This is a genomic window from Martinezella lusitana, assembly GCF_016901135.1.
In the GTDB taxonomy this organism is placed as follows: Bacteria; Pseudomonadota; Alphaproteobacteria; order Rhizobiales; family Rhizobiaceae; genus Rhizobium; species Rhizobium lusitanum_D.
The window spans coordinates 447,867-472,490 of the sequence record NZ_JAFEVL010000075.1 but is presented as its reverse complement, the minus strand read 5'-3'; the positions used below and the strand labels follow the sequence as shown (position 1 = coordinate 472,490).

Here is a 24,624-nt window from a genome sequence, read left to right as displayed (position 1 = left end):
CCTCCTGTTTCCGAAATGACGGGATGAGTTCACTGCATCACCGATACGCCCGCCTCCCGCGCGGCCCTGATCAAGGCTTCGCGTGCGGCCTCCGGAGGAGCGGCACCCAGCATCGCCTCGAGGCAAACGCGCACCGCGGTCACATATTCTTCGCCGCTCTCGACCGGCCAATGCTCCAGCAACAACTCGGCGACCTGATGTACCGAATTGACGCGGCGATGTCCGCCGGTCTCTCCGAGTACGAGTGTTACGGCCGGGAATGGTCGTAAAGTGTTTCGTTTCAAAACGCACTACCTCCGAAACGTACATGCTTCGGTAACCATTGCAAAAAGCGTTCCGTGTCGAACGTGATCTTGCCTGGTGTCGTCGAGGTTGTTTCTGTTAGCCCGTAGCCACGGGGCGCGATCGAGCCGGCAGATTGCTTCAACAGCACCTGCCACGCCTGTTGTCCGAATAGGCCGTGTTCGGATATCCGACGGCTGTCACCATCGATCTCTCGGAGTGTGCGTCTGCGAACAGGTTCAGACCGGTCAGCGCCACGCTTTTGACGGCGCCCGATGCTGCAAAGTCGATGCCGACGAGCTTAGTCCAGCACGTCAGCTTCGACGCAGGCTTCAACAAATGCCATCCTGGCTTCGTTGCGAAGAAGGGAGTTTCCTTCCGCCGCCGCGCAAATATGCCTTGCCGAACGATATTTCTCGCCTCGGACGGTCGGCCAGCGGAACAGAAGATGGTTGAGGGCATCCTTCGGGCTTCTTATCGTTTCCGGCATGCCATAGCCGATGCGCAGGTACACAGGTTCGCTCCAGCGAACGCCGCTGGTCATCATGATCATGTTCATTTCAATGGTGCTCCGACATGGCACCGAAACTCTCGCGACAGGAAAAAGTTTCGCAATTTCTTGAAAATTGATTGTTTTGTCGGAATGATCCCGCAGCGCTTCGCATCGAAGATGCCCGGCGCCGAAGAGCTTATGTGGAGCACTGACCTCGCTGAGCCCGCCGCAAGTGCTGAACGAACTGGCGGCGGGACGTTTCAAAATTACCTTGCAAGCAGCCCGAAAGGTCGGCGGATCACTGGCAATCGGATACGACGACCTTGCAATTCTGGCAGTTGTCCAGCGCCATGCTTTCGGCTTCGCGCTTGGTGCTGCCGTAGCCGATGCCGTAGTTGACGCGATTGCCGACATAGGCTCCGCATTGTTCGAACCATACGGCCGACTTGCAGGAGTCATTGCCCGCCGAACGGCACTCTCTGACGGCATTCCGCTCCGCTTCCGCGCGAGTGGAACCCCAGCCGAGGCCGTAGCCGGCTTCGCCGGCAGAAACGCCCTGCTGATCGTCGACGGCGATTGCGCCAAAGGCCAGTGCGGATGATGCGAAGGCGCACGAAATTAATGCTGCGGCCAGGGCCGCGCGAATGTTCTTCTTCATGATTAGATCCCCGAAAAACCCAGATAACTTGGGTCAACCTCGGTATATATAGCGGCGGCGCCAAGACAAGGCGGGTTGAGGCTCCATTTTTGGGTGGATTTGGCCGGAAGCGGATTATCTGATCTTGCCGGAATGCGCAGTCGGCGCCGCTATACGGCGACCAGGACGACGACGACAAGGAGCAGAAGCGCCAACGCCACGAAAATGGCGCGCAAGATGCCTCGAAAGAATATTGCCAGGAGTGCGACGACAAGCAGCGCGACGATCATGAGGCGATCGGTCTCCGGATTTGGCTAGCCGGTGCGCGGGGCTCGCAAATGCGTGGCAATTGTCTTATGGGTGGCGCCTATTGAGCACGGTCAGTGCTGTTGGGCCATGGTGGTCTCGATCGGAACGCCGGCTTCCATTGCCGCAGCCATGAAGCTGTTCCTGGCTTCCAGCGGGTGCCCGTGGCCGCTCTCGACATCGGCACAGATCTGCAGGGCCATCAAAAACGCCTTGCCTTCCGCCACGGGCCAGGCGTTCAGCAGCATGTCCAATGCATCCTTCGTGGTCCCGACGGTGTAGACCTTCCCGGTACGCTTGCAGATGACCATGATGGGATAATTCCAGTCTTTAATGCTCATGGTGCGGGGCTCCGATATAACGCCGCAGAGGTTAATGCCACGGCGCGCAAAATCTCAAGTTAATTTCGGGACGTATCTGGTGCAGGTCACAGTTGTTTCAATCATCGCCCGGTTGATTCAAGCCGTAGCGCGATCAACTTTGGAGTCGCGCGTTACAATGTGTTGCTTCTGACCGATATCGAGGCGCCGAAGACCCTTGCGCAGAGGGATGGGATCATAAATGACTTGGCGTGCAGCGCAGCCGGAGGATGACAGCCATGGGAAGCTTTGCGGAGATTGAGGAGCGGGCCGAAAAGCGCAAGGGCGGGGCTGCCGCGCTGAAGACGCTGATGCCGAAATTGCCTGATCGCGATGCCTTGCGTGCGCAGCCGGACGATCGGCTTTTGTCGGAGATGACGCGTTATGTCTTTTATGCCGGTTTCGTCCGCAACGTCATCGATTCCAAGTGGCCTGGTTTTGAAGCGGCTTTCTCCGGTTTCGATCCCGCCTTTCTCAATCTCGCGCCTGATGATTACTGGCATGATCTGACGTCCGACACGCGTATTGTCCGCAACGGTGCCAAGATCATGTCGGTGCGGGCGAATGCCCAATTCATCCGCCAGCTTGCCGATGAGCATGGCAGCGCCGGCCAGTTTTTTGCCGATTGGCCGATTGAGGATCACATCGGCCTGCTCGGCGTGCTCGACAAGCGCGCGAACCGGCTCGGCGGCATGAGCGGGCAATATTTCCTGCGGGCGATCGGCCGCGACAGCTTCGTCATGAGCCATGATGTGCTCGTCTGCCTGCGCCTTTCCGGCCTGCCGATCTCGGAGGGCAAGCCGACGAAGAAGGACCTTCGCCTGATCCAGGATCAATTCAATGCCTGGTGCGCCGAGACGGGCCTGCCGCTCACCTATCTCTCACGCATCTGCGCCTTCTCCGTCGGAATGCCGGGAGAAGAGGACGAAGCCTGATTGATTTGAGCCGTCGAATGATATTGGATCGCACGCCTGAAACAGGGAAAGATTAAGATGACGACCGACAGCAGGCCTTTGGCCATCAGCGCGCCGGAGCCGCGCTCGCTTGAACTCATTTTCACCAAGGACGCGCTGTCCCTGCTTCACTCGAAATATCGCATCGTCGAGGCGGATCCGGAGGATATCGCCGCATTGGGCGACGAGGTGCTCGCAGAAGCGCGCTACATCATCGGCCAGCCGCCGCTGTCTAAGGAGACGCTGGAGCTTATGCCGCAACTGCGCTGCATCCTGAATGTCGAAAGCAACCTCATCAACAACATGCCTTACGAGGTGCTTTTCGAGCGTGGCATCCATGTCGTCACCACGGGCCTGGTCTTTGCCGAGCCGGTGGCCGAGATCGGGCTTGGATTTGCGCTGAGCCTGGCGCGCGGCATCGTTGACGCTGATCTCGATTTCCGCGAGGGCAGGGAGCTCTGGGGCGGCGACGGCAATGCCAGCGCCCGGCTGCTTTCGGGCAGCGATATCGGCATTGTCGGCTTCGGCGAGCTCGGCAAGGCGCTGAACCGGGTGCTGACGGGCTTCCGGGCGAATATCAAGGTGTTCGATCCCTGGATGCCGCCTTCGATCCTCAGGGAAAACGGCGTTCAGCCCGCCGGGCTGGACGAGGTGCTGTCGGGCAGCGATTTCATTTTCGTGGTTGCCTCCGTCACCAGCGAAAACAAGGGCTTTCTCGGCACTGAAGCTTTCGCGCGCATGCGCAAGGGTGCAGCCTTCATTCTGCTCAGCCGGGCCGACGTCGTCGATTTCGACGCGCTGATGGCGGCAGTCGCTTCCGGTCATATCGTGGCGGCGAGCGACGTCTATCCCGAGGAGCCGCTCGGCAAGGATCATCCGGTGCGAAGCCTCAAGGGCTTCCTCCGCTCGGCCCATCGCGCCGGAGCGCTCGACAGCGCCTTCAAGAAAATGGGCGACATGGTGCTGGAAGACATGGATCTGATGGATCGCGGCCTGCCGCCGATGCGCTGCAAGCGCGCGGAGCGGGAAACGGTGTCGCGGATGCGCTCGAAGCCGGTGACGCGGAACTGATAATGGCGGTTGCTTTTCATCCCCCGCGCAGCGGATCGCGCTGCACGGGGGATGAGCATGCACACGACAATGCTAGCGGCGATCCAGCCTGGCGGCCAGCCGGTCGCCGAGCCATTGCATGCCGCAGACGAGGATGATCAGCACGACAACGACGGCGACCATGACGCCGGTTTCGAAACGTTGGTAGCCATAGCGGATGGCAAGATCGCCGAGGCCGCCGCCGCCGATCGTCCCGGCCATGGCGGAAGCGCCGATCAGCGTCACCAGCGTTACAGTGAAGCCTGCGACGATGCCGGGCATGGCTTCCGGCACCAGCACCTCGCGGATGATGGTCCAGCGATTGCCGCCCATGGCGCGCACCGCGTCGATCAGGCCGCGATCGACTTCGCGCAGCGATACCTCAGCGATGCGGGCATAGTAGGGGATAGCCGCGATGGTCAGCGGCACGATCGCCGCCGTGGTGCCGAGCGCGGTGCCGACGATCAGCCGCGTCAGCGGAATGAGCGCAATCAGCAGGATTATGAAGGGCACGGCCCGGAAGCCGTTGACCAGGGCCGCAAGGACGCCGTTGACGGCGAGTTGCTCGGCGATGCCGCCGCGACTGGTGATGACGAGGGCAAGACCGAGCGGCAGGCCGATGATCAAAGAGATCAGGCCGGATGCGCCGGTCATCCACACGGTCTCCCAGAAGGAGCGCCAAAGCAGGCTGAGGATTACATCAGTTGTCATAGCCTAAAACCTCCACCCGGGCGGAGCGGGCGTTCAGAAAATCGCTGACTTGCGCCGGCAGGGTCGCATCGCGTGTCGGGACGGCAATGAAGAAGCGGGCGACGGGCTGGTTCTGAATGTGGTCGATGCCGCCGTGAACCAGGCGGAAAGAGCGCGGCAGGGCGGCGGAAAGCTCGGCAAAGAGCGCGCCTTGCGCGGCCGGGCCGGCGAGGTCGACGCTGAGGATGGCCTCCACCCCTGAGGTCGGCGACAGGCGGGCGGCGATGTGTTCCGGAAGCTGCGGGCGGATGCCGCCAAGCAGGCTTGCGGTGATTTCCGTTTCGGGGTTGGCGAAGACGGTCCAAACGGAACCTTCCTCAACGATCCGGCCTGCATCGATGACGGCAACGCGATCGGCGATCGAGCGCACCACTTCCATCTCATGGGTGATCAGCAGAATGGTGAGCCCGAGCTTGCGATTGATATCTTTCAGCAATGCGAGGATCGACCGCGTCGTTTCCGGATCGAGCGCCGATGTCGCTTCGTCCGACAGCAGCAGCGCCGGGCGGGCGGCGAGGGCACGGGCAATGCCGACACGCTGCTTCTGACCGCCAGAGAGGGCCGCAGGATAGGCCTTTGCCTTGTCGGCGAGGCCGACGAGATCAAGCAGCTCCCGGGCGCGCTGGAAGCGCTCGGCCTTGGCGACGCCCTCGATCTTCAGCGGCAGGGCGATGTTCTCTTCGACCGTCTTGGAAGACAGCAGATTGAAGTGCTGGAAGACCATGCCGATGCGGCGGCGCAGCGGCTGCAGCTCCTTCTCCGACAAACGGGCGATGTCGCGGCCTTCGATGTGGATCTCGCCGCTATCGGAGCGTTCCAGCCCGTTGAGGCAACGGATCAGCGTCGACTTGCCGGCGCCGCTGCGGCCGATGATGCCGACGATCTCGCCACGGCGCGCCGTCAGCGAGACGCCGTCGAGCGCGGGTGTTGTACCGAACCGACGGCGGACATCGACGAGACGGATGATTTCGTCGCTGGCCGACGTATCGGGTGGCGGGTGGCCATTGATTGATGTGGCTGGGGTGAAGGAGTTCATGTCTGTCTGTTTCCCGATCTTCTTTTTGCGTGCGGCGCGGGTTGAGGCAGCGCTGTAAACACCAAAGGCGGCCCGGGCAAGATGCCCCGGCCGCCTTGCCGCTCAGCGCTGTCCCCCGCGCCGTCCGGTTATCAATAGGCGCTCAGGCCCGTTCCCTTGTAGACCTTGTCGAACTCGGCCTTGACGGTGTCGTTCTGGTAGGCGGCCACCAGCGTCTTGACCCAAGCCTCGTTTTCGCTGCCCTGTTTGACGGCAATGAAATTGCGATAAGGGTTGCCGTCGATCGGCTCCTGCGCGATGCGATCCTTCGGTGTCAGGCCGCTCTTCAGCGCCCAGTCGGTGTTGACGACAGCTGCGTCAAGGTCATCGATCGAGCGGCCGACGATGCCGGCGTCCAGCTCCTTGATCTCGACATTCTTGGGGTTCTCAGCGATATCGGCTGTCGTGGCGAGAATGCCGGTGCCGTCCTTGAGCTTGATCAGGCCCTCGGTCTGCAGCACACGCAGCGCGCGGCCCTCATTGGAAGGATCGTTCGGCACGCCGATGACCGCACCCTTTGGGAGTTCGGCCACTACCTTGTACTTCTTGGTGTAGAGGCCGATCGGCCAGACACCGGTATAGCCGACGCGGACGATATGGTAGCCGTGCTGCTTGACCTGGTTGTCGAGATAGGGCTGATGCTGGAAGGCGTTGGCATCGACTTCGCCGCGCTCAAGCGCTTCGTTCGGCTGGGTATAGTCGTTGAAGACGACCGTTTCGATCTTCAGCCCCTTCTTGGCGGCTTCCGTGGTGACCACGCGCCAGACATCTTCGTCCTCGCCGCTCATGATGCCGACCTTGATCGTCTTGTCGGCAGCGAAAGACGGGGTAGCGGTCGCCATCAAGCCGAAAGCGGCGACAGCAGAGGCAAGGATGGCGGCAAGGCCGGCGCGGCGGGAAAGGCGCAGCGCGTCGAAACCTTTGAGAAGCTTTTCAGTCATGGGAAATCCTGTTCCAGATGATCGAGATCGTTATCTCGTTGACGGCTTAATCATCTCAGACGCGTGTTCGCGTCGCGAAGCAGGATCATGCGTTGTGCGGCGCACTTCTGAAAAACTCTTTTCAGTGCAGTGCAAAGCGGAAACTAATTTTCTACAAATATTATAGATTATTTATGTGGCAAAATAGGCAATTGCCCAAAGCTTATGCAAGCTAGCGATGGATCGGGTCCTTCCAGAGGACATTTTCCGGCTTTTCCACAGGCTCGATATCGAGATTGACCACCACGGGTTCCTGTCCGGAGCGCACCAGCACGCATTCCAGCGTCTCGTCGCGGCTGGCATTGATTTCCTGATGCGGCACGAATGGCGGCACGAAGATGAAATCGCCGGGGCCGGCTTCAGCCACGAATTCCAGATTTTCGCCCCAGCGCATCCGCGCCTTACCCTTGACGACATAGATGATGCTTTCGAGATCGCCGTGATGATGGGCGCCGGTCTTGGCGTTGGCGTGGATCGTCACGGTTCCGGCCCAGATCTTCTCCGCGCCGGCGCGGGCGTGGTTGATCGCGGTTGCGCGATTCATGCCCGGCGTCTGCGCCGTATTCGGGTCGAGGGCATTGCCAGGGATGATTTTGACGCCATGTTCGCGCCAGTCGATCGGCTCGGAACTGTGATCGTGCCCATGTTCATGCCCATTGTCATGATTGCCGCACATGGTCTTCCTTTCACCGTTTTGGAAGGGATTCGCGCGCCTTCCGGATGGATCGCGGCATTTTACTCTACTCGAAGGCCTTCAAAAATAAAGAGAATTGCAGAAAATTATCAAAGAGGCTTTTCAAGTCGTGATTAATCTATAGACTTGATCAAGTTAAATGACCGGTGGGAACATTTTGTGTGCGTCCCGCGTTGCGCCGGTCACAACCTGGTTTGCCGCGCCGCTTGCCCCTATTGAATGCGTTCGGGGCGCGCCAAACTCAAGAAGCAGCGCCTGGTCTCTGAAGGAGACCGATTACTTTCATATCATGCGCCGGACTTCCAATTGAAAGGAGACAGACATGTCGAATGCCTTGCCGCCCCTTCATGAGGGTCATGCCCCCATTACGTTGCAGCAGCTCTTCCGCGAAGGACTTTATGCCTTCGAAGAATGGGACAGCGAAGTAACCGAACCGATTGTGACGTTTGAGGGGCGGATCATCCCCATCAGCGTCGTTTTCGAAGCCATGCGCGAATGCACCGACATCGTGCCCAACAATATCGTTTCGGCTGTGACCGAACGGTTGACCAAGCCCTGGGAGGGCGAAGGTCCGCTTGACACGATGACCTTTTCGACGGCCGCCCGCGTGATGGGCGTTCTGGTTCGCAAAAGGCTGCTGGCCGTGAACAACGGTATCAGCGTCGCTGCCATCGCGGGAGAAGCTCAGGCTACGGAAAAGTCTGACCGCTAAAACGCGAGCATTGCTGATCGAAGGCCCGCCGGCACCCGCCTGCGGGCCTTTTTACGTTGTCAGGGATGGCTGACGTCGAATTCGGGATCGACCGGAATCTGCATAGCCGTGACCAGATGGTTCGTCTGTCCTGCAAGGCCGATGACGGCCAGCAGCTCCCCGTGTTGGGCATCCGTCATGCCCTTTGCCCTGGCGGCTGCGGTATGGGAATGGACACAATAGGTGCAGCCATTAGCCGTCGAGACGGCGATATAGATCATCTCGCGCACCAGCGGATCGAGCGCGCCCTCCGCCACCATGACCGCCTTCAGGCCTTCCCAGGTGCGCTTCAGCAAGGCTGGGTCGTTGGCGAGGCCGCGCCAGAAATTATTGACGAAATCGGACTTTCGGACGGCACGGATATCGTCGAACACCGCCTTGACCGCCGGGATCGCTTCCGCCTCCGCATCATCGAGCAATTTGACCGTCGCCATCCTCAATCTCCTTTCAACAATCCTGACCCTGCCGAAGCATAGCGTATTTTCCGGCGGCCTTGGCGACACGGCTGGTGAATATCCTCCCTCTTTTTGTTTGCAAATGTCATCCATATGTGAAAATACTATTCACATAAGAAGATTGGGGCTGACGCGGGAATCGGCAACGAGGGTGTTTGTCGAGGCGGAGAAGCGCTTTTGGCCGAAGTGATGTCATGGGAGCGGGAATATCGATGGCGCTGAAGAAGGACTTGCCGCTGGCCGGGCTGGTGGTCGTCGATATGAGCCAGTTCCTGTCCGGGCCTTACTGCACCCTCAGACTGATGGATCTCGGCGCCAGGGTCATCAAGATCGAACGGCCTGGTGGTGGCGATCTTTCGCGCGGGCTTTATCTCAGCGATGACGAGAGCGGCGATTCCACCATCTTCCATGCCATCAACCGCTCCAAGGAAAGCCTGGCGATCGACCTGAAGAACGAGCACGACATGAGCGCGCTGCGCAAGCTCATCTCCAAGGCCGACGTTCTCGTACAGAATTTCCGCCCGGGTGTGATTGAGCGGCTGGGATTGGACTACAAGGCTGCGAGCAAGCTCAACCCTCGTCTCGTCTACTGCTCGATCAGCGGTTACGGCGAAGAAGGCCCGTGGGTATCGCGGCCGGGTCAGGATCTCCTGGCGCAGTCACGCTCCGGTGTCATGTGGCTGAATGGCGACGAAGGGCAGGGGCCGGTGCCGTTCGGTCTGGCGATCGGCGACATGCTGGCCGGTGCGGCAGCGGCTCAAGGCATTCTGGCGGCGCTGGTTCGGCGTGGCGTGACAGGCGAGGGCGGCTTGGTCGAGACCAGCCTGCTGGAAGCGTTGATCGACTTGCAGGTGGAAGTGCTGAGCGTCCACATGAACAACGGCAACAAGCTGCCGCAGCGCTCCCACGTGCGCAGCGCCCATGCCTATCTCTCAGCGCCCTATGGCGTCTATCCCGCCACCGACGGCTATCTCGCCATCGCCATGACGCCGATTCCTAGGCTTGCCGATCTGCTCGGCATGGAGGAGCTGGCGCCCTATCGCGACGACCCGAAAAGCTGGTTCACGTCGCGCGATGACATCAAGGCGCTTATCTCGGCGCGTATCGCCACCCGCAGCGTGGACGAATGGCTTGCCATCCTGGAGCCTGCCGACATCTGGTGCGCCCGGGTCCTGAACTGGCCGGAGCTGCTTGGCAGCGAAGGCTTTCGCGTTCTCGACATGCTACAGACGATCGGACGCGATGACGGGGTTAGCCTTAGCACCACACGCTCGCCCATCCGCATCGACGGGCAGCGACCGAAATTCGAGCGTGCGGCCCCGCACGTTGGCGAGCATAATGTGGCGCTCTGGGAGGAGTTCGACCTCGGTTGAGGTTTCGAGAGGCGGCCGATGGATTTAGAAGGAGTTTTCCAATGACGCGCATCACCAATCTTCGTGTTTTCGATTTGCGCTTCCCCACATCGCAGAGCCTCGACGGTTCCGATGCGATGAATCCGGATCCGGATTATTCGGCAGCCTATGTCATTCTCGAGACCGACAGGCCGGGCCTTGCCGGCCACGGCCTGACTTTCACCATCGGGCGCGGCAACGACATCTGCTGCATGGCGATCGAGGCGATGCGGCATCTGGTTGTCGGCACGGAGCTTGCGACCGTGCTGGAAAACCCCGGCAAGTACTGGCGGCATCTGACCAGCGACAGCCAGCTGCGCTGGATCGGCCCTGAGAAGGGCGCGATGCACCTTGCCACAGGCGCGGTCGTCAACGCCGTCTGGGATCTGCTTGCGAAGGAAGCCGGCAAGCCGGTCTGGCGCCTGGTGGCGGAGATGGATGCGGAGCAGATCGCCGATATCGTCGACTATCGCTACCTGACAGATGTTCTGACTCGCGACGAAGCGGTCGCCATCCTGAAGAAGGCGGAAGCCGGCAAGGCGGATCGCATCGCCACGCTCGAGCGCGAAGGGTATGCCTGCTACACGACCTCAGCCGGCTGGCTCGGCTATGATGATGCCAAGCTGCGCCGCCTCTGCCAGGAGGCGATCGATGCCGGCTTCAATCATGTGAAGATGAAGGTCGGCCGCGATCTCGAAGACGATATTCGCCGCCTCACCATCGCCCGCGAGGTGATCGGACCCGACCGCTATCTGATGATCGACGCCAATCAGGTCTGGGAAGTTGGCCAGGCGATCGACTGGGTGGGCAAGCTTGCCTTTGCAAAGCCGTTCTTCATTGAGGAGCCGACCAGCCCGGACGATGTCGCCGGACACCGCAAGATCCGCGAGGCGATCGGCCCGGTGAAGGTTGCCACAGGCGAAATGTGCCAGAACCGCATCATGTTCAAGCAGTTCATCGCCGAAGGCGCGATCGACATCGTGCAGATCGATTCCTGCCGCATGGGCGGTCTCAACGAAGTTCTCGCCGTGCTGCTGATTGCCGCCAAGTATGGGCTGCCCGTGTGGCCGCATGCCGGCGGCGTCGGCCTGTGCGAATATGTGCAGCATCTGTCGATGATCGATTACATCGCCGTGTCCGGCACCAAGGATGGTCGCGTCATCGAATATGTCGATCATCTGCACGAGCATTTCATCGACCCTTGCATCATCCGCGATGCCGCTTACATGCCGCCGAGCCTGCCGGGCTTCTCGATCGAGATGAAGCCGGAGTCGATCGCCGAGTATACTTTCAAGGGCTGATCATCTGCCGCAAGTGCCTTCTCCCCGAGGGGAGAAGGTGGCCCGAAGGGTCGGATGAGGGGGCCAACCGCCTTGAATCAATCGGTTTTTGTGCTCCTGGCACCCCCATCCGCCTTCTGAGCTTGTCGAAGGGCGGCACCTACCGGGGTTGAGCCGCAGGTCTCAACCCGTCCTTCGGACCCCCGAGGGGAGAAGGGGTTACGCGGGCTGGTTCAGCCAGCGCTGAATGACCGGCACATCCGCATCATCAAGCTCGTGACCGGCAGGGACAGTCGCAAGCTCGACCTTTGCGCCGCCGTTCTGCAGGCGCTCGGCAAGGGGTTGGGCGTATGGACCGTACAAATCCTTTTCGCCTGCGATAACAAGTACGTTGGCGGTCGACATATCAGCTGCCGGCGGATTTTCGAGCACGGCCATGGACCGCAGCAACACAGCGCGGCGAATGAGTTGCGGGTGCAGTGACAGCATGGCGTTCAGCAGGTTGGCGCCGTTCGAATAGCCGATATAGACGATGCGGTCCGGGTCGAGGCTATAGGCGTGGATCGCACCATCGATGAAAGCGGCGAAGGCTTCCGCCTCGTTGACGATATCGGTCTGATCGAAGGACATAGGCCCCACCCGGCGAAACCAGCGCGGCGAGCCTTCCTCGAGCGCACGGCCACGCACACTGAGCAATGTCGTGTTGGCATCGATCTTGTGGCCGATCGGTAGCATCGTCGTTTCATTGGCGCCGGAGCCGTGCAACAGGACGAAGATATTGCCGTTCGGCTGCTGTGGCGTGAAGAAGCGATGGATGAAGGGCAGGTCGCGATAGATGACGCGCGGTTCGCCGGGCATGGAGAACTGCGGCAGGATCACCTCCAGCTCGGCCTGCCGCTCCGGCTTGTCGTCAGGCGAAAAGAGGCGCGTGCCGAGTGTTGTCTCGTCCTCATCGACCAGCATGCCCGACGCATCCGTTGCCAGCTCGAAGAGGATGCGGCCGGGTTCGCGAACATAGAGCGAGCGGAAATACTTGCGGTCATGCATCGCGGTCGGCCAGGAATTGACCGCCTGCAGCGCTGTTCGCACCGATTGAAGCTCGGCATCGTCGGCGGCGCGAAAGGCGACATGGTCGACCGTGCCCGTGCCCGGCGCGCTCGCCCAGAAGCCGCGCGCATCCCTGATGTCGATGATATCGCCGGGTTCCGACACGAGCCGGCTGATGGCGCCATTGGTTGCCTGCGGCCGATAGTCGAAATGGTTGACCAGAAGCTCCCGCGTTTCGTCCGGCGTTTCGCTGAACAGCGTCGTCCCGCGAATGCGGCGAATGGCGTGCTCCTGCGGGATAGCATCGTTCGTCCAGGGGGCGGCTGCCTGCAAGGCGTTGGTGCCGACCAGCTTGACGATGATGCCGTCCGGATCCTTCAGCCGCAGGACCGGTTCGCCGAATTCCTCGAAAGGACCTTCCGGCTTCAGGCCGGCGCTCAACGCACGCGTCAGCCAGAAGCCGATGCTCATGGGGTCGATCGCAAGCGAAATCTCGCCGACCTGGCCGACGCCGGCGCGGCCCGGAGAGCCATCCTCCCAGACGAGAAAGGTCACCAGCGAACCCGGCGAGCCCTTTGCGTCGCCATAAAGCAGATGAAGCTGGGTGGCATCCTCGAAGCCGCCCGTGCGCTTGACGAGGCGCAGGCCGAGAATGCCGACGTAGAAATCGACATTTGCCTGAACCTTGCGGGTAATCAGCGTGACGTGGTGGATGCCGGCGACCATGAATGCTCCAGACTCAATTGTGAGATTGGTGGCAATTTAGGGCGCAAGCTACCTCCGATTCAATGCGCGGGACGTAGAGGCTGTGTTCACGAAATACGCAATCTCATCTGTCGAGCGATGTTATTTTTCGGATTCGAGTTTGGCCGCTTCGGATGCTTTTGAGGTCTTTCGCTTGGCTTTCGTCTTTGGCTCCGGCGGCGGTTCCGATGCCTCCTTCTCGAGGCGAAGCTCGCGCAGGCGAGCCGTTTTCCGAGCGCGCATCGCCTGTTCGCTGGCGAGGATTTCCTTGACGGTGGAATCGAGCTGATTGGCCTTGGCCGGGGCTGCCTGTTTCTTGGAGCCGAATAGGTTGTCTTTGTTGGGTGGCGCCATATCGGCCTCCATGGTTCGTGTCGGCGTTGGCGTTGGTTGCAAATAGTGCGCGTTGATCGACCGCGCTTGCAAGACTGATGATTTCATCCTGTAGCAGATGATGCGCCGCATAAGCGATATAATTCCGCGATCCCTGGCGGAAACAGACGATGGAAGGCCTATCAGAAGGTGCAACTTGGCTGAAAATACCCGATGAAGCCTGGAGAAAGATGATGGAAATAGCAGGAAATCAACTGAAATACCTTCGTTTTTCAATCCAGAATTGCGCCTGGATTTTCCTCCACCCAGGCCCGTTTTGATGAGATATCTGGCTGCTTCGATATTTTAGATGTTTCTGCTTGTGAGGAATATGCTTATCGGATATAAGCACCGCCATCGATATTGGTGAATGAACTTTGCTGCGACGCGTTCCGCGCAATACTGACGAGCTTCCCTCTCAAAATCGGTGTACTGCCATCCAGTTATTCCCTGGATCGGGATTATTATATGAGCGATTGAAAGGTCATCGTTATGAGCACAGGTACTGTAAAGTGGTTCAATGCTGCCAAGGGTTTTGGTTTCATTCAGCCCGATGATGGCGCGACGGATGTTTTCGTGCATATTTCTGCCGTTGAACGCGCTGGAATGAGCACTCTCCGCGACGGCCAGAAGATTTCCTACGAGCTTGTCAAGGACAAGCGTTCGGGCAAGATGTCGGCTGATCAGCTGGAAGCCATGTAAGCCATTCGTTTCCGATCTTTGACCACGGATGAACTAGCATCGATCGTCGAGACAATGAAGGAAGAGGTCGGGTTAGCCCGGCCTTTTTTGTTTTTCGCAATTAGCTCCGGTTGAGCAGGGGCAGACAAGATCGTCTATCAAGACCGAAGCGCCGATCGATGATCGGCGCTTTTTATTTTGTCTTTGCAGTTGAGCGGTATGGCCGACTCAATGTTCGCCGAGCCCATCCGCCGGCGATTTGCGGCGGTGGCCGCTGATTTCCGAGCCGGCGGTGCGCGAGAATCTGGCGTTCCAGATGACCGCAAGAAGCGCGATGGCTGTCACGACAAGGAAGGCGACGGAGAAGTCGCTCATCTCGGCCTTCGCATGTCCGCGGAACTGGGTCGAGCCGTGCAGGGCGAGGGCAGCGATGCAGATGCCGAGAGAAAGCATCAGCTGCTGGAAGGTCGAATAGAAGCTGGTCGCGATGCTCATGCGGTCGCGCTCGATTTCGTCATAGGCGATCGTGTTGTAGGCCGTGAACTGGAACGACATGAAGAAGCCGCAGAAGAACAGGATCACGAAGATGACAGGCATCGGCCAGTCGGGCTGGAAGATGGCGCACAGTCCGTAGCCGAGCGTGCCGATCAGACCGAAGATGATGAGGGCGGTGCGGAAGCCGAGCGTGCGCAGGATGCGGACCTGCAACGGCTTCATCGCCATGGAGCCAAGCGCGGTCGCAATGGCGATCTGGCCGGCTGCGGCAGCCGAAAGGCCGAAACCGAGCTGCAGCATCAAGGGAATGAGGAAGGGATGGGCGCCCTGGCTGATGCGCGTCAACGAGCCGGCAATGACCGATGTCCGGAAGGTCGGCACCTTCATCAGCGAGAAATCCATGATCGGCGACGGATGCTTGCGGGCATGGCGAAGATAGGCGATGCCGAACAGCAGGCCGATCGAGATGAGGAAGACGGCCATATAGCCTTCGCCCTCGCGGCTGGACATTTCGAAGCCGAACAGCAGCGAGCCGAGCGAGATGCCGGACAGGATGAAGCCCGACAGATCGAAGCGGCCGTTGCGCGGGCCTTTCACGTCTTCGATGAACATCGTCACCAGTATGAAGCCGATGACGCCGATGGGCACATTGATATAGAAGATCCAGCGCCAGTCGAGATAGGTCACGAACATGCCACCGACGGGCGGCCCGAGGATGGGACCGACAAGCGCCGGAATGAGCAGCCAGGACATGGCGTTCACCATATCCTTGCGGGCGACGCTGCGCATCAGCACCAGGCGTCCCACAGGCAGCATCATGGCGCCGCCGAGACCCTGGAGGAGCCGCGCGATGACGAGGAAGAACAGGTTCGGCGCCTGCGCGCAGAGAAGCGAGCCGACAACGAAGACCGCAATGGCGGATCGGAAGACGGTGCGCGACCCGAAACGATCGGCGATGGCGCCGCTGGCGGGAATGAAGATCGCGAGGCTGAGAAGGTATGAAGTCAGCGAGATACTCATGGCCGGCGCGCTGACGCCGAAGTCTCTTGCCATGGTCGGAAGGGCTGTTGCGAGCACTGTCGCGTCAAGCTGTTCCATGAACATCGCGCTTGCTACAATAAGCGCTACTACACGAAAATTCGGCGCGGCCCGCCGGGTGGGGGCGGCCTGGAATATCTGATCCGACATTGTCGGGGATCGCTCTCGATGGTGCGGAGGGGTCCGGAGACAGAACCGCAAGTCTGGTCGCGGCGCGAAGGCCGGTTCGAATGGCCGCCTGTATACTCCCGCTTGCGCGCGATTTCTATATCAGAAATCGCAAATCTCCTTGATCGAAATGGAAAAAATGACGCACCCGGGCAGGAATGCAACAACGGATGAATGCCAGATGAACAGATGAGGCATTATGCCGTGGTTGTGGCGCTCACGGTTCGTTTTACCACGTAAGATGGTGTGTTCGCATTAGCGTTTCGATCTTAGAAGTTGCGCGCAAAAATGCCGGTGCCGAGAAGGACGGCACCGGCCTTAGTGTCGCGATGGCACGCGGGGAAGCGGTCAGTAGCCTTCGGCAAGCCCCGAGCCGGCGCGGCTATCCATGGCGCCATTGTAGCGGGCGCCACCACCCTTGGCGATATCCCCGAGGCTCTTGCCGCCGACCAGGATGCCCGCGGCCTGACCCCAGACCGGCCAGTCGCCGCCGACCTGAATCGTGTAGCCCATGCCGGCCAGCAGCTTCATCGTATCGGGCGAAAGCGCATAGGGCTCGGTATAGATTTTATCCGGCAGCCATTGGTGATGGATGCGCGGCGCGTCGATCGCCTGCTGGATATTCATGCCGAAATCGATGACGTTGATGATCGCTTCGAGCGTGATGGTGATGATGCGCGAGCCGCCGGGGCTGCCGATCACCATGAAGGGCTTGCCGTCCTTGGCGATGATCGTCGGGCTCATGGACGAAAGGGGCGTTTTCTTCGGCTGGATGGCGTTGGCTTCGCCCTGCACCAAGCCATAGAGGTTGGGCACGCCCGGCTTGGAGGTGAAGTCGTCCATCTCGTTGTTCAAAAGAATGCCCGTGCCGGGCGCGACGACGCCGGCGCCGAAGGAACCGTTCAGCGTGTAGGTGACGGCAACGGCGTTGCCATCGTTGTCGATGATCGAATAATGCGTCGTCTCATGGCTTTCGCCGAGGCCCTTCGGCATCAGATCCTTGGAAGTACCGGCCTTGTAGGGATCGATGCTGTCGCGGATCTTCTTGGCATAGCCTTTGTCCAGCAGCTTGCTGACCGGGTTGTCGACGAAGTCTGGATCGCCGAGAGCCGAATTGCGGTCGACATAGGCGTAACGCATGGCTTCGGTCATGAAGTGCACGGTGTCCGCCGAGGCATAGCCGGTGTAGGAAAGCGGGTAGCCTTCCAGCACATTGAGGATTTCGCAGATGATGATGCCGCCGGAAGAGGGGGGTGGCGAGGAAATGATCTCGTAGCCGCGATAGTCGCACTTCACGGGATCGAGCTCGCGGACCTTATATTGCTCGAAATCCTGGTTTGCGAGAATGCCGCCCTTGTCCTGGCTTGCCTTGACGATGGCGTTGGCGATCGGTCCCTTATAGAATCCATCAGGCCCCTGTTCCGAAATGCCGGAAAGAGCATTGGCGAGATCCGGTTGGGTCAGCGTATCGCCGGTCGCAAAGGGCGTGCCGTCCACCTTGGTGAAGATCGCGGCCGTGGCCGGATCGCGCGCGAGCCATTTCTTGCCCTCGTTCAGCTCGGCCGCATCGGCCTGATTCAGCGTGAAGCCTTCCTTGGCATAGCGAATGGCGGGCGCCATCAGATCCTGGCGGGACTTGGTGCCGTATTTCTCGCGGGCCGTTTCGAAACCCATGACCGAGCCCGGCACGCCGACAGCGAGATAGCCATCGGTGCTCGCGCCTTTGACGACATTGCCCTTGTCGTCGAGATACATGCCCTTGGTGGATGCCAACGGTGCGCGCTCACGAAAATCCAGGAATGTGGTCTTGCCGTCCCGCAAGCGGATGGTCATGAAGCCGCCGCCGCCGATATTTCCGGCGGTCGGATAGACCACGGCCAGCGCATAGCCGACCGCGACCGCGGCATCGACCGCATTGCCGCCGCTTTTCAGCACCTGCACGCCGACATCTGTGGCCAGATGCTGGGCGGTGACCACCATGCCATGCTCGGCCTCCACCGGGGGCGGCGAGGCGGCTCGGGCTGTCGTGATGGAGAAAAGAGCGAATGTGACCAGGGTGACCGAGGAGATCGCCCGCTGGCGGAATTGGCGCATGATGATGCCTCTCGTTGCGGTATTAGGGGTAAAAGGACCCACCATTGACATGGTGTTCAGCACGAAAATGGCGATATCCGCAGTTGTGATTTTTTCGGTGGCGCCGTCGAGAGGTGAATCGAAAGTAAAACGTCCATCTTTCGCGAGAGACCACAGCAGTCAGCGTCAGACGCCAAACTGACCGATATCACGTCAAGCGTCTGTGGCAAACGGGTCGTTTCGTCCTTCCCAGGTGTAGGAGTTGGTGGCGCCTTCGCACTTGCAATATTTCTTTCATTAGTTCAGCCTACTTTAGGGGAACCCTCGTCGAGGCGGAAGTATTGCGCGGAAGGTAATGATGGCCGTCACGAAGCTTGAACAGTGGAAGAACGAACGCAAGACCAAGGCCAAGCCACACGTCATTGCCGAGAAGACGCATGTCGTCGAAATCGAGTGCATGCATTGTAGCCGCCACTTTCTTCGATGGACATCGATGGCGGCCGCCTACTGGCGCTGCGACGACTGCACCGTCGGTACCTGACTTGCATCTACCCTAGCGTTTACACGATCAGGATGGCGCGGAGGTCGTTGACATTCGTTCCTGTCGGGCCGGGGACGAAGAGATCGCCAATGGCATTGAAGGCTGTCCAGGCATCGTTGTTCGCCAGCATTTCGGCGGGGATCACTCCGGCATTACGCAGCCGCGCCACCGTGCCGGCGTCGGCAAAAGCGCCGGCATTGTCTTCGCTGCCATCGATGCCGTCGGTATCCGCCGCCATGGCATGAATGCCGTCATGGCCATCTATGTCGATCGCCAGCGACAGCAGGAATTCGGAATTTCGGCCGCCCTTGCCTTTGCCTTTCAGCGTCACCGTCGTTTCGCCGCCCGAGAGCAGCACGACCGGCTTGGTAAAGGGCCGGCTGCGGTGCAGCACCTCGCGGGCGATGGCGGCATGCATGTGTGCGGCTTCACGGGCTTCGCCCTCTATGGCATCCGAGAGAATGGCCGTTTCGATGCCGGCCGCGCGCGCGACTTCGGCAGCCGCCTCGAGAGAGACACCGGCGGATGCAATGAGATGCACCTCATGACCGGCAAAGCGCGGATCATCGGGCCGGGGCGCATCGGCCTCCTGCCTTTCGATATGGGCGAGAACGGCAGCAGGCAGCTCGATCCGGTAGAGGCGGATGAGATCGAGCGCCTCGGCACGCGTGCCGGCACCCGGCACGGTCGGCCCGGAAGCGACGAGCGCCGGATCGTCGCCGGGAATATCCGAGACGACAAGCGAGACAACCTTGGCCGGATGGGCTGCGGCTGCAAGGCGGCCACCCTTGATGGTCGACAGATGCTTGCGGATGACATTCATCGCTGAAATCGGCGCGCCGGAGGCGAGCAGTGCCTTGTTGACGGCGATCTCGTCGGCGAGCGCCAGCGTACCCGCCGGCGATGGAAGCAGAGCCGAGCCGCCGCCGGAAATGAGGGCGATGACCAGATCGTCCTCCGTCAGGCCTTCGACGAGCTTCAATAGCCGGCCGGAGGCGATCAGCCCTGCTTCGTCGGGCACCGGATGGGCGGCTTCGATGATCTCCATCTGCCGGCAAGGCGCCGAAAAGCCGTATCGCGTCACCACCAGCCCTTCGAGCGGACCATCCCAGCATTGCTCCAGCGCGGCTGCCATTTGTGCCGAGCCCTTGCCGGCACCGATGACGATCGTCCGCCCCTTCGGCTTGGCCGGCAGATGCGCGCGAATGCCCGTCAGTGGATCGGCCGCACGCACGGCGGCGTCGAACAGGGAGGTGAGGAAGGCGCGGGGATCGGAAACGGTCATGTCAAAGTGCCTGTCTGCGATGAGCTTGTAACCATTTGGTGGCTTAACTGGCGCAAAGACGCAAGAGGCCGCAACGGCAATTGTGTCCGAGGGTGTGAATCCCTATGTTCTGAGCAAGGGTTTTATTGCACGATTTGAAGGATTTTCGAAATGGCCGAATTGAAGGTGAAGACGAGGCAGACCGGTGCCACCGCCACGGTTGGCCGCACCGGTCTTCCGCACGTGACATCGGTGACCGGCGGCGAAATCGACATCGTCACCTCGCCGTCGCAGCCGGGATTCAACCCGCTCGATCTGCTCTATTCGTCGCTGTCGGCCTGCCTGGTTCTCAGCGCGCGCATGGCCGCAAGCAGCCTCGGCGTGCTCGACAAGCTCACCGAAGTCACCGCCGTCGTAACAGGTGAAAAGGCGACGGAAGGGCTTTCCCGCGTCGAGAAATTCAACATCGCCTTCACCATCAAGGGCGATTTCGGCGACGAGATCCGCAATGCGATCGCGCATGCCGCCGAAGACGAGATCTGCACCGTCAGCAACACGATCCGCGGCAATCCGAAGTTCGAGACGGTGATTTCGGGGTGAGGTTGGCGCAGACTGGCGGCAAATGCGGAGCCTATCTCGCCCTTGGCGGGCGAGAAAGCAATTTCATTGGTTTAGGAATTGCGACACCGAAGCGCCTCCATATTCCATAGCTCGGCGCAATTTCTAAGCCATTGAAATTGCCAGAGCGGTGGCCATGTCTTGCTCAACCTATTCGATGTTAAGTGCGCCCTACCTACCCCCTCCCTTGCAAAATCTAGCACTTAGCTGAAGCTAAATGCTGATTTTGTTTTCCCGCCCGCAGGGGGCGGGATAGGCGGCACCTTATCGTCCCGGCAACTCAAACCCTTCGAGATAAGGCCCGAGCTCCGGGTCAATATCCACCTTCACGGCGTTGTTATAGATCGCGGTGGCGATCATGATGCCGGCGAAGGCGACGAGGTTGACGAGTGTCGGCTCGTCATAGCGTTCCTTCAGCCGTTCCCACAATTCCTCGGGAACGGCGTTGGAATCCCTGACGATGGCTCTGCCGAAATCGATCAGCAGCGCTTCGTCTTCGCTCGGTACGATCGTGTCGGGTGTCTGGCCGGCATTGATCAGCGCGCGGCGGAAAAAGCCGACGGGGATGATCGAGCGGCACTCCGTTGCGATGGCCTGGCAGAGAAGCCAGACGGCGCGGTCGTCCAGCGCCGGGCGCAGCTCTTCGCGCAGTGTGAACCATTCGGCATAGATGCGATGCGCCACCGGCGAATGCAGCAGCGTCCGCTTCATGTTCGTCATGCGGCCGCGCAGCTCCACTTCGCGGTCGTGCTCGGCACGCACTGCGTCGGAGGCGGTCTCGTAGTCGATCGGCGTGATATGGCTCATTGGTATCTCTCACTGCGCTGCCGCAGGCATTGCCTTGAAGAAACGATTGTCCGGGCGCGGCAGGCCCAGATGCTCACGCAGCGTCGTGCCTTCGTATTCTCGGCGGAAAATGCCGCGGCGCTGCAGCTCCGGAACGACACGGGTGGTTACGTCAAGCAGGCCCTGCGGCAGGAACGGGAAGACGACATTGAAGCCGTCGGAGCCTTCCTCGTGCAGCCATTGCTCCATCTCGTCGGCGATGGTTTGCGGCGTGCCGACGAAGGCGAGGCCGGCATAGCCGCCGAGACGCTGGGCAAGCTGGCGCACGGTCAGCTTTTCCGCTTCGGCAAGCGCGATGACGCGTTCGCGTCCGCTCTTGCTGGCATTGGTATCCGGAATTTCAGGCAGCAGGCCATCCGGATCGAAGCCGGACGCATCATGGCCGAGCGCGATCGATAGCGATGCGATGGCGCTGTCGTAGTGAACGAGGCTGTCGAGCTTGGCCCGCTTGGCCTTCGCCTCTTCAACCGTATCGCCGACGACGATGAAGGCGGCCGGCAGGATTTTCAGATGATCCGGATTCCGGCCGATCTCTCTCATCCGTCCCTTGATGTCGGCGAAAATCGCCTTGCCGTCTGCGAGATTGCGTGGTGCGGCGAACACCGCTTCCGCCGTCTCGGCCGCAAGCTGGCGGCCGGCATCGGATTGTCCGGCCTGCACGATGACAGGCCAGCCCTGCGGCGAACGGGCAATGTTGAGCGGGCCACGCACACTGAGCTCCTCGCCCTTGTGGGCGAGTACGTGCATTTTCTCCGGATCGAAGAAGATGCCGGTCTCGGCATTGCGGATGAAGGCGTCGTCGGCGAAGCTGTCCCAGAGGCCGGTGACGACATCATAGAATTCGCGGGCGCGATGGTAGCGCTCGCCATGGTCCATATGTTCGTCGAGGCCGAAATTGAGGGCTGCGTCGGGATTGGATGTGGTGACGATATTCCAGCCGGCACGGCCGCCACTGATATGGTCGAGCGAGGCGAAACGGCGGGCGATGTGGTAGGGCTGGTCGAAGGTGGTCGACGCGGTGGCGACGAGACCGATCCTGTCGGTGACGGCGGCCAGCGCCGAAAGCAGGGTAAAGGGCTCGAAAGAGGTTACGGTGTGGCTGCGCTTCAGCGCCTCGATCGGCATGTTGAGGACCGCCAGATGGTCGGCCATGAAGAAGGCGTCGAATTTCGCCTTTTCGAGCTCCTGCGCAAAGCTCTTAATATGCTGGAAATTGAAATTGGCGTCCGGATACGCGCCGGGATAGCGCCATGCGCCGGTATGCAGGCTGACGGGACGCATGAAGGCGCCGAGCTTTAATTGCTTCTGTTCGGTCATCGGCTCAGTCTCTCTCGAAAATTGCCGGGTCGCCACAACATCGCGACGCCGTCGTCAGCGGAATATGCACTACGACGTAGGCGTGCTCCTCACGCATTCAAAGAGCCGATTTCATTTATTTGATCGCTCGCGTGGAATATTCATCCAGCCTGCGTTTCCACGCCGATCTGCCCTGCGAAGACCTTGACCAGCCAGTCTATGAAAACGCGCACGCGCGGCGAAAGCTGGCGGCTGCGTGGATAGAGCATGGATACCGGCGTCTGGGTCGGTGGAAACTCCTTGAGGACATGCAGCAGCTCGCCGCTGCGCAGGGCATCCTCAGCGTGATAGCGCGGGACCTGGATCAAGCCGAGCCCGAGCTTGGCCGCGGCGAAATAGCTCTCGGCGGCATTGACGGAAATGGTTGCCGGCAGGGTGATCTCGCGCACCGTGCCGCCAACCTCGAATTCCAGCGGCAGCAACCCGCCCGTCGCCGAGGAGCGGAAGCCGACCATGCGATGGCCGTTGAGTGTATCCGGATGCATCGGCATGCCGAGACGCTTCACATAGGCCGGAGCGGCCAGCGTAACTTCTTCCAGCATCGCGACGCGTCGCCCGATCATGTCGCTGTCCTGCAGCGTGCCGACGCGCAACACGCAGTCGATCCCTTCGCGGATGAGATCGACGAAGCGGTCGCCCTCGGTCATCTGAAATTCGATCTCAGGGTAGGTTTCGAGGAAGGAGGGCAGGTTCGGCAATACGAAGTGCCGCGCCAGCGTTCCATGCACATCGACGCGCAGTACCCCCTTCGGCTTGGCGCCGGCAAAGGCGCCTTCGGCATCTTCTATGTCGGAGAGGATCCGCAGGCAGCGCTGATAATAGGCCTCGCCGTCAAGCGTCGGGCTCACATGCCGCGTCGTGCGCTGCAGCAGGCGCACCCCGAGCCGCGCCTCCAGCTGCTTGACCGCATCCGTCACTGTCGAGCGCGGCAGGCCGGTGTCTTCGGCCGCCAGCGTGAAGCTGCGCCGCTCCACCACTCGGCAAAACACCCGCATGGCATCGAATCTGTCCATCTTATTTGTTCGCTCATTTCGGATAGTGATGCCAATAAATGGCTCATTATCCGCCTTTTGAAAAGAGGCATCTTCTCCTCATCGAAACGCGCCACGGCGCAAGATCAGTGAAGGATGAAGATCATGAGCAGCAATTCCAACAAGGTAGCGATCGTTACCGGCGCATCCCGCGGCATTGGCGCAGCCATTGCGCAGCGGCTGGCAGCAGACGGTTTCACCGTCGTTATCAACTACTCCGGCAGCGAAGCCGCCGCCGAGGAGCTGGCCCGCAAGATCGAAGAAAAAGGTGGCAAGGCGCTGACGGCAAAGGCTGATGTTTCCGATTTCGATGCCGTGCGCCGCATGTTCGATGCAGCCGAGGCGGCCTTCGGCGGCGTCGATGTGCTGATCAACAATGCCGGCATCATGCAGCTTGCCAAGATTGCTGACGCCGATGACGCGCATTTCGACCGTCATATCGCCATCAACCTCAAGGGCACGTTCAACACGCTGCGCGAGGCCGGCAAGCGGCTGCGCGACGGTGGCCGTATCGTCAACTTCTCGACCAGCGTCGTCGGGCTCAAGCTCGAATCCTATGGCGTCTATGCCGCCACGAAGGCGGCAGTCGAGACGCTGACGGGCATCATGTCGAAGGAGCTGCGCGGCCGGTCGATCACCGTCAACGCCGTTGCTCCAGGCCCGACGGCCACCGACCTCTTCCTCAATGGCAAGAGTGACGAACTCATCGACCGCATGGCCAAGATGAACCCGCTGGAGCGTCTGGGCACGCCTGATGATATCGCCGCAGCCGTCTCTTTCCTCGTCGGCCCCGATGGCGGCTGGATCAACGGCCAGACGCTGCGCGCCAACGGCGGCATGATCTGAGCCATTCAG

The 24,624-nt window shown here is 60.5% G+C and carries 26 protein-coding genes; 9 read left to right on the top strand and 17 right to left on the bottom strand.

All coding sequences use genetic code 11. The features are described 5' to 3' along the window. Positions 1–29: 29 nt before the first annotated feature. From JTP94_RS33990 to JTP94_RS33975, 4 genes are all read right to left on the bottom strand, one after another. Positions 30–284, bottom strand: a complete 255-nt coding sequence (locus tag JTP94_RS33990) for a DUF982 domain-containing protein (protein ID WP_204854728.1) — start codon at positions 282–284, stop codon at positions 30–32. Positions 285–583: 299 nt separating this feature from the next. Continuing rightward, positions 584–1,039, bottom strand: coding sequence for a DUF982 domain-containing protein (locus JTP94_RS33985; RefSeq protein WP_204854727.1), 456 nt, complete (start codon positions 1,037–1,039; stop codon positions 584–586). 34 nt (positions 1,040–1,073) lie between these two features. After that, positions 1,074–1,433 carry a DUF4189 domain-containing protein gene (locus JTP94_RS33980; protein WP_080739437.1) on the bottom strand — a complete coding sequence of 120 codons (360 nt, stop codon included), beginning with the start codon at positions 1,431–1,433 and terminating at the stop codon, positions 1,074–1,076. Positions 1,434–1,792: 359 nt separating this feature from the next. Then, positions 1,793–2,059, bottom strand: a complete 267-nt coding sequence (locus tag JTP94_RS33975) for a DUF982 domain-containing protein (RefSeq protein ID WP_034503683.1) — start codon at positions 2,057–2,059, stop codon at positions 1,793–1,795. Positions 2,060–2,316: 257 nt separating this feature from the next. On the opposite strand from JTP94_RS33975, the gene JTP94_RS33970 reads away from it, so the two are divergent. Together JTP94_RS33970 and JTP94_RS33965 are read left to right on the top strand one after the other, a co-directional pair. Then, entirely contained in the window at positions 2,317–3,012 is a 696-nt protein-coding gene (locus JTP94_RS33970; RefSeq protein ID WP_204854726.1) for a DNA-3-methyladenine glycosylase I, read from the top strand. Positions 3,013–3,069: 57 nt separating this feature from the next. Further along, positions 3,070–4,101, top strand: coding sequence for a hydroxyacid dehydrogenase (locus JTP94_RS33965; protein WP_204854725.1), 1,032 nt, complete (start codon positions 3,070–3,072; stop codon positions 4,099–4,101). Positions 4,102–4,173: 72 nt separating this feature from the next. Here JTP94_RS33965 and JTP94_RS33960 read toward each other — a convergent pair whose 3' ends face one another. The 4 genes from JTP94_RS33960 to JTP94_RS33945 all read right to left on the bottom strand — a co-directional run bounded on the left by JTP94_RS33960 (position 4,174) and on the right by JTP94_RS33945 (position 7,600). Further along, entirely contained in the window at positions 4,174–4,830 is a 657-nt protein-coding gene (locus JTP94_RS33960) for a methionine ABC transporter permease (RefSeq protein WP_204854724.1), read from the bottom strand. Beyond that, positions 4,820–5,905, bottom strand: coding sequence for a methionine ABC transporter ATP-binding protein (locus tag JTP94_RS33955; protein ID WP_204854723.1), 1,086 nt, complete (start codon positions 5,903–5,905; stop codon positions 4,820–4,822). Before JTP94_RS33955 ends, JTP94_RS33960 begins: the two co-directional genes overlap by 11 nt. Positions 5,906–6,036: 131 nt before the next feature. Continuing rightward, positions 6,037–6,885, bottom strand: coding sequence for a MetQ/NlpA family lipoprotein (locus JTP94_RS33950; protein WP_204854722.1), 849 nt, complete (start codon positions 6,883–6,885; stop codon positions 6,037–6,039). A gap of 211 nt (positions 6,886–7,096) precedes the next feature. After that, on the bottom strand, positions 7,097–7,600 hold the full coding sequence (locus JTP94_RS33945; protein WP_204854721.1) for a cupin domain-containing protein: 504 nt from the start codon (positions 7,598–7,600) through the stop codon (positions 7,097–7,099). 340 nt (positions 7,601–7,940) lie between these two features. Between JTP94_RS33945 and JTP94_RS33940 the strand changes: the two genes are divergently transcribed. Continuing rightward, a complete protein-coding gene (locus tag JTP94_RS33940) occupies positions 7,941–8,330 on the top strand; it encodes a hypothetical protein (RefSeq protein ID WP_034503693.1) in 390 nt (129 codons plus the stop codon). A 59-nt stretch (positions 8,331–8,389) separates the two neighbouring features. Here JTP94_RS33940 and JTP94_RS33935 read toward each other — a convergent pair whose 3' ends face one another. Beyond that, positions 8,390–8,803 (bottom strand): carboxymuconolactone decarboxylase family protein, encoded by a 414-nt coding sequence (locus JTP94_RS33935; protein WP_204854720.1) that lies wholly within the window; start codon positions 8,801–8,803, stop codon positions 8,390–8,392. Between the two features lie 233 nt (positions 8,804–9,036). Here JTP94_RS33935 and JTP94_RS33930 point away from each other — a divergent pair, with 233 nt between their 5' ends. Further along, positions 9,037–10,197, top strand: coding sequence for a CaiB/BaiF CoA-transferase family protein (locus tag JTP94_RS33930; protein WP_204854876.1), 1,161 nt, complete (start codon positions 9,037–9,039; stop codon positions 10,195–10,197). A gap of 41 nt (positions 10,198–10,238) precedes the next feature. Continuing rightward, a complete protein-coding gene (locus JTP94_RS33925) occupies positions 10,239–11,516 on the top strand; it encodes an L-fuconate dehydratase (RefSeq protein WP_204854719.1) in 1,278 nt (425 codons plus the stop codon). Between the two features lie 198 nt (positions 11,517–11,714). On the opposite strand, the gene JTP94_RS33920 is transcribed toward JTP94_RS33925, so the two are convergent. Together JTP94_RS33920 and JTP94_RS33915 are read right to left on the bottom strand one after the other, a co-directional pair. After that, positions 11,715–13,268, bottom strand: coding sequence for an alpha/beta fold hydrolase (locus JTP94_RS33920; protein ID WP_204854718.1), 1,554 nt, complete (start codon positions 13,266–13,268; stop codon positions 11,715–11,717). Between the two features lie 120 nt (positions 13,269–13,388). Then, entirely contained in the window at positions 13,389–13,895 is a 507-nt protein-coding gene (locus tag JTP94_RS33915; RefSeq protein ID WP_246755443.1) for a hypothetical protein, read from the bottom strand. A 255-nt stretch (positions 13,896–14,150) separates the two neighbouring features. Between JTP94_RS33915 and JTP94_RS33910 the strand changes: the two genes are divergently transcribed. Then, entirely contained in the window at positions 14,151–14,360 is a 210-nt protein-coding gene (locus JTP94_RS33910; RefSeq protein WP_034503699.1) for a cold-shock protein, read from the top strand. 207 nt (positions 14,361–14,567) lie between these two features. On the opposite strand, the gene JTP94_RS33905 is transcribed toward JTP94_RS33910, so the two are convergent. Beyond that, on the bottom strand, positions 14,568–16,022 hold the full coding sequence (locus JTP94_RS33905; RefSeq protein ID WP_204854717.1) for an MFS transporter: 1,455 nt from the start codon (positions 16,020–16,022) through the stop codon (positions 14,568–14,570). 366 nt (positions 16,023–16,388) lie between these two features. Beyond that, on the bottom strand, positions 16,389–18,134 hold the full coding sequence (gene ggt, locus JTP94_RS33900; RefSeq protein WP_204854716.1) for a gamma-glutamyltransferase: 1,746 nt from the start codon (positions 18,132–18,134) through the stop codon (positions 16,389–16,391). 337 nt (positions 18,135–18,471) lie between these two features. Here ggt and JTP94_RS33895 point away from each other — a divergent pair, with 337 nt between their 5' ends. Further along, positions 18,472–18,654 (top strand): hypothetical protein, encoded by a 183-nt coding sequence (locus JTP94_RS33895; RefSeq protein ID WP_204854715.1) that lies wholly within the window; start codon positions 18,472–18,474, stop codon positions 18,652–18,654. A gap of 19 nt (positions 18,655–18,673) precedes the next feature. Here JTP94_RS33895 and JTP94_RS33890 read toward each other — a convergent pair whose 3' ends face one another. Further along, on the bottom strand, positions 18,674–19,939 hold the full coding sequence (locus JTP94_RS33890) for a glycerate kinase (protein ID WP_204854714.1): 1,266 nt from the start codon (positions 19,937–19,939) through the stop codon (positions 18,674–18,676). 150 nt (positions 19,940–20,089) lie between these two features. On the opposite strand from JTP94_RS33890, the gene JTP94_RS33885 reads away from it, so the two are divergent. Beyond that, entirely contained in the window at positions 20,090–20,518 is a 429-nt protein-coding gene (locus JTP94_RS33885; protein ID WP_034503705.1) for an OsmC family protein, read from the top strand. A gap of 282 nt (positions 20,519–20,800) precedes the next feature. Here JTP94_RS33885 and JTP94_RS33880 read toward each other — a convergent pair whose 3' ends face one another. From JTP94_RS33880 to JTP94_RS33870, 3 genes are all read right to left on the bottom strand, one after another. After that, positions 20,801–21,343: a carboxymuconolactone decarboxylase family protein gene (locus JTP94_RS33880; protein WP_204854713.1), complete on the bottom strand. Its 543-nt coding sequence runs from the start codon at positions 21,341–21,343 to the stop codon at positions 20,801–20,803. Positions 21,344–21,352: 9 nt separating this feature from the next. After that, on the bottom strand, positions 21,353–22,699 hold the full coding sequence (locus JTP94_RS33875) for an LLM class flavin-dependent oxidoreductase (protein WP_204854712.1): 1,347 nt from the start codon (positions 22,697–22,699) through the stop codon (positions 21,353–21,355). A 140-nt stretch (positions 22,700–22,839) separates the two neighbouring features. Next, complete coding sequence (locus tag JTP94_RS33870) at positions 22,840–23,751, bottom strand: LysR family transcriptional regulator (protein ID WP_204854711.1); 912 nt, start codon at positions 23,749–23,751, stop codon at positions 22,840–22,842. Between the two features lie 123 nt (positions 23,752–23,874). Between JTP94_RS33870 and JTP94_RS33865 the strand changes: the two genes are divergently transcribed. Beyond that, positions 23,875–24,615, top strand: coding sequence for an SDR family oxidoreductase (locus tag JTP94_RS33865; protein WP_204854710.1), 741 nt, complete (start codon positions 23,875–23,877; stop codon positions 24,613–24,615). Positions 24,616–24,624 lie beyond the last annotated feature (9 nt).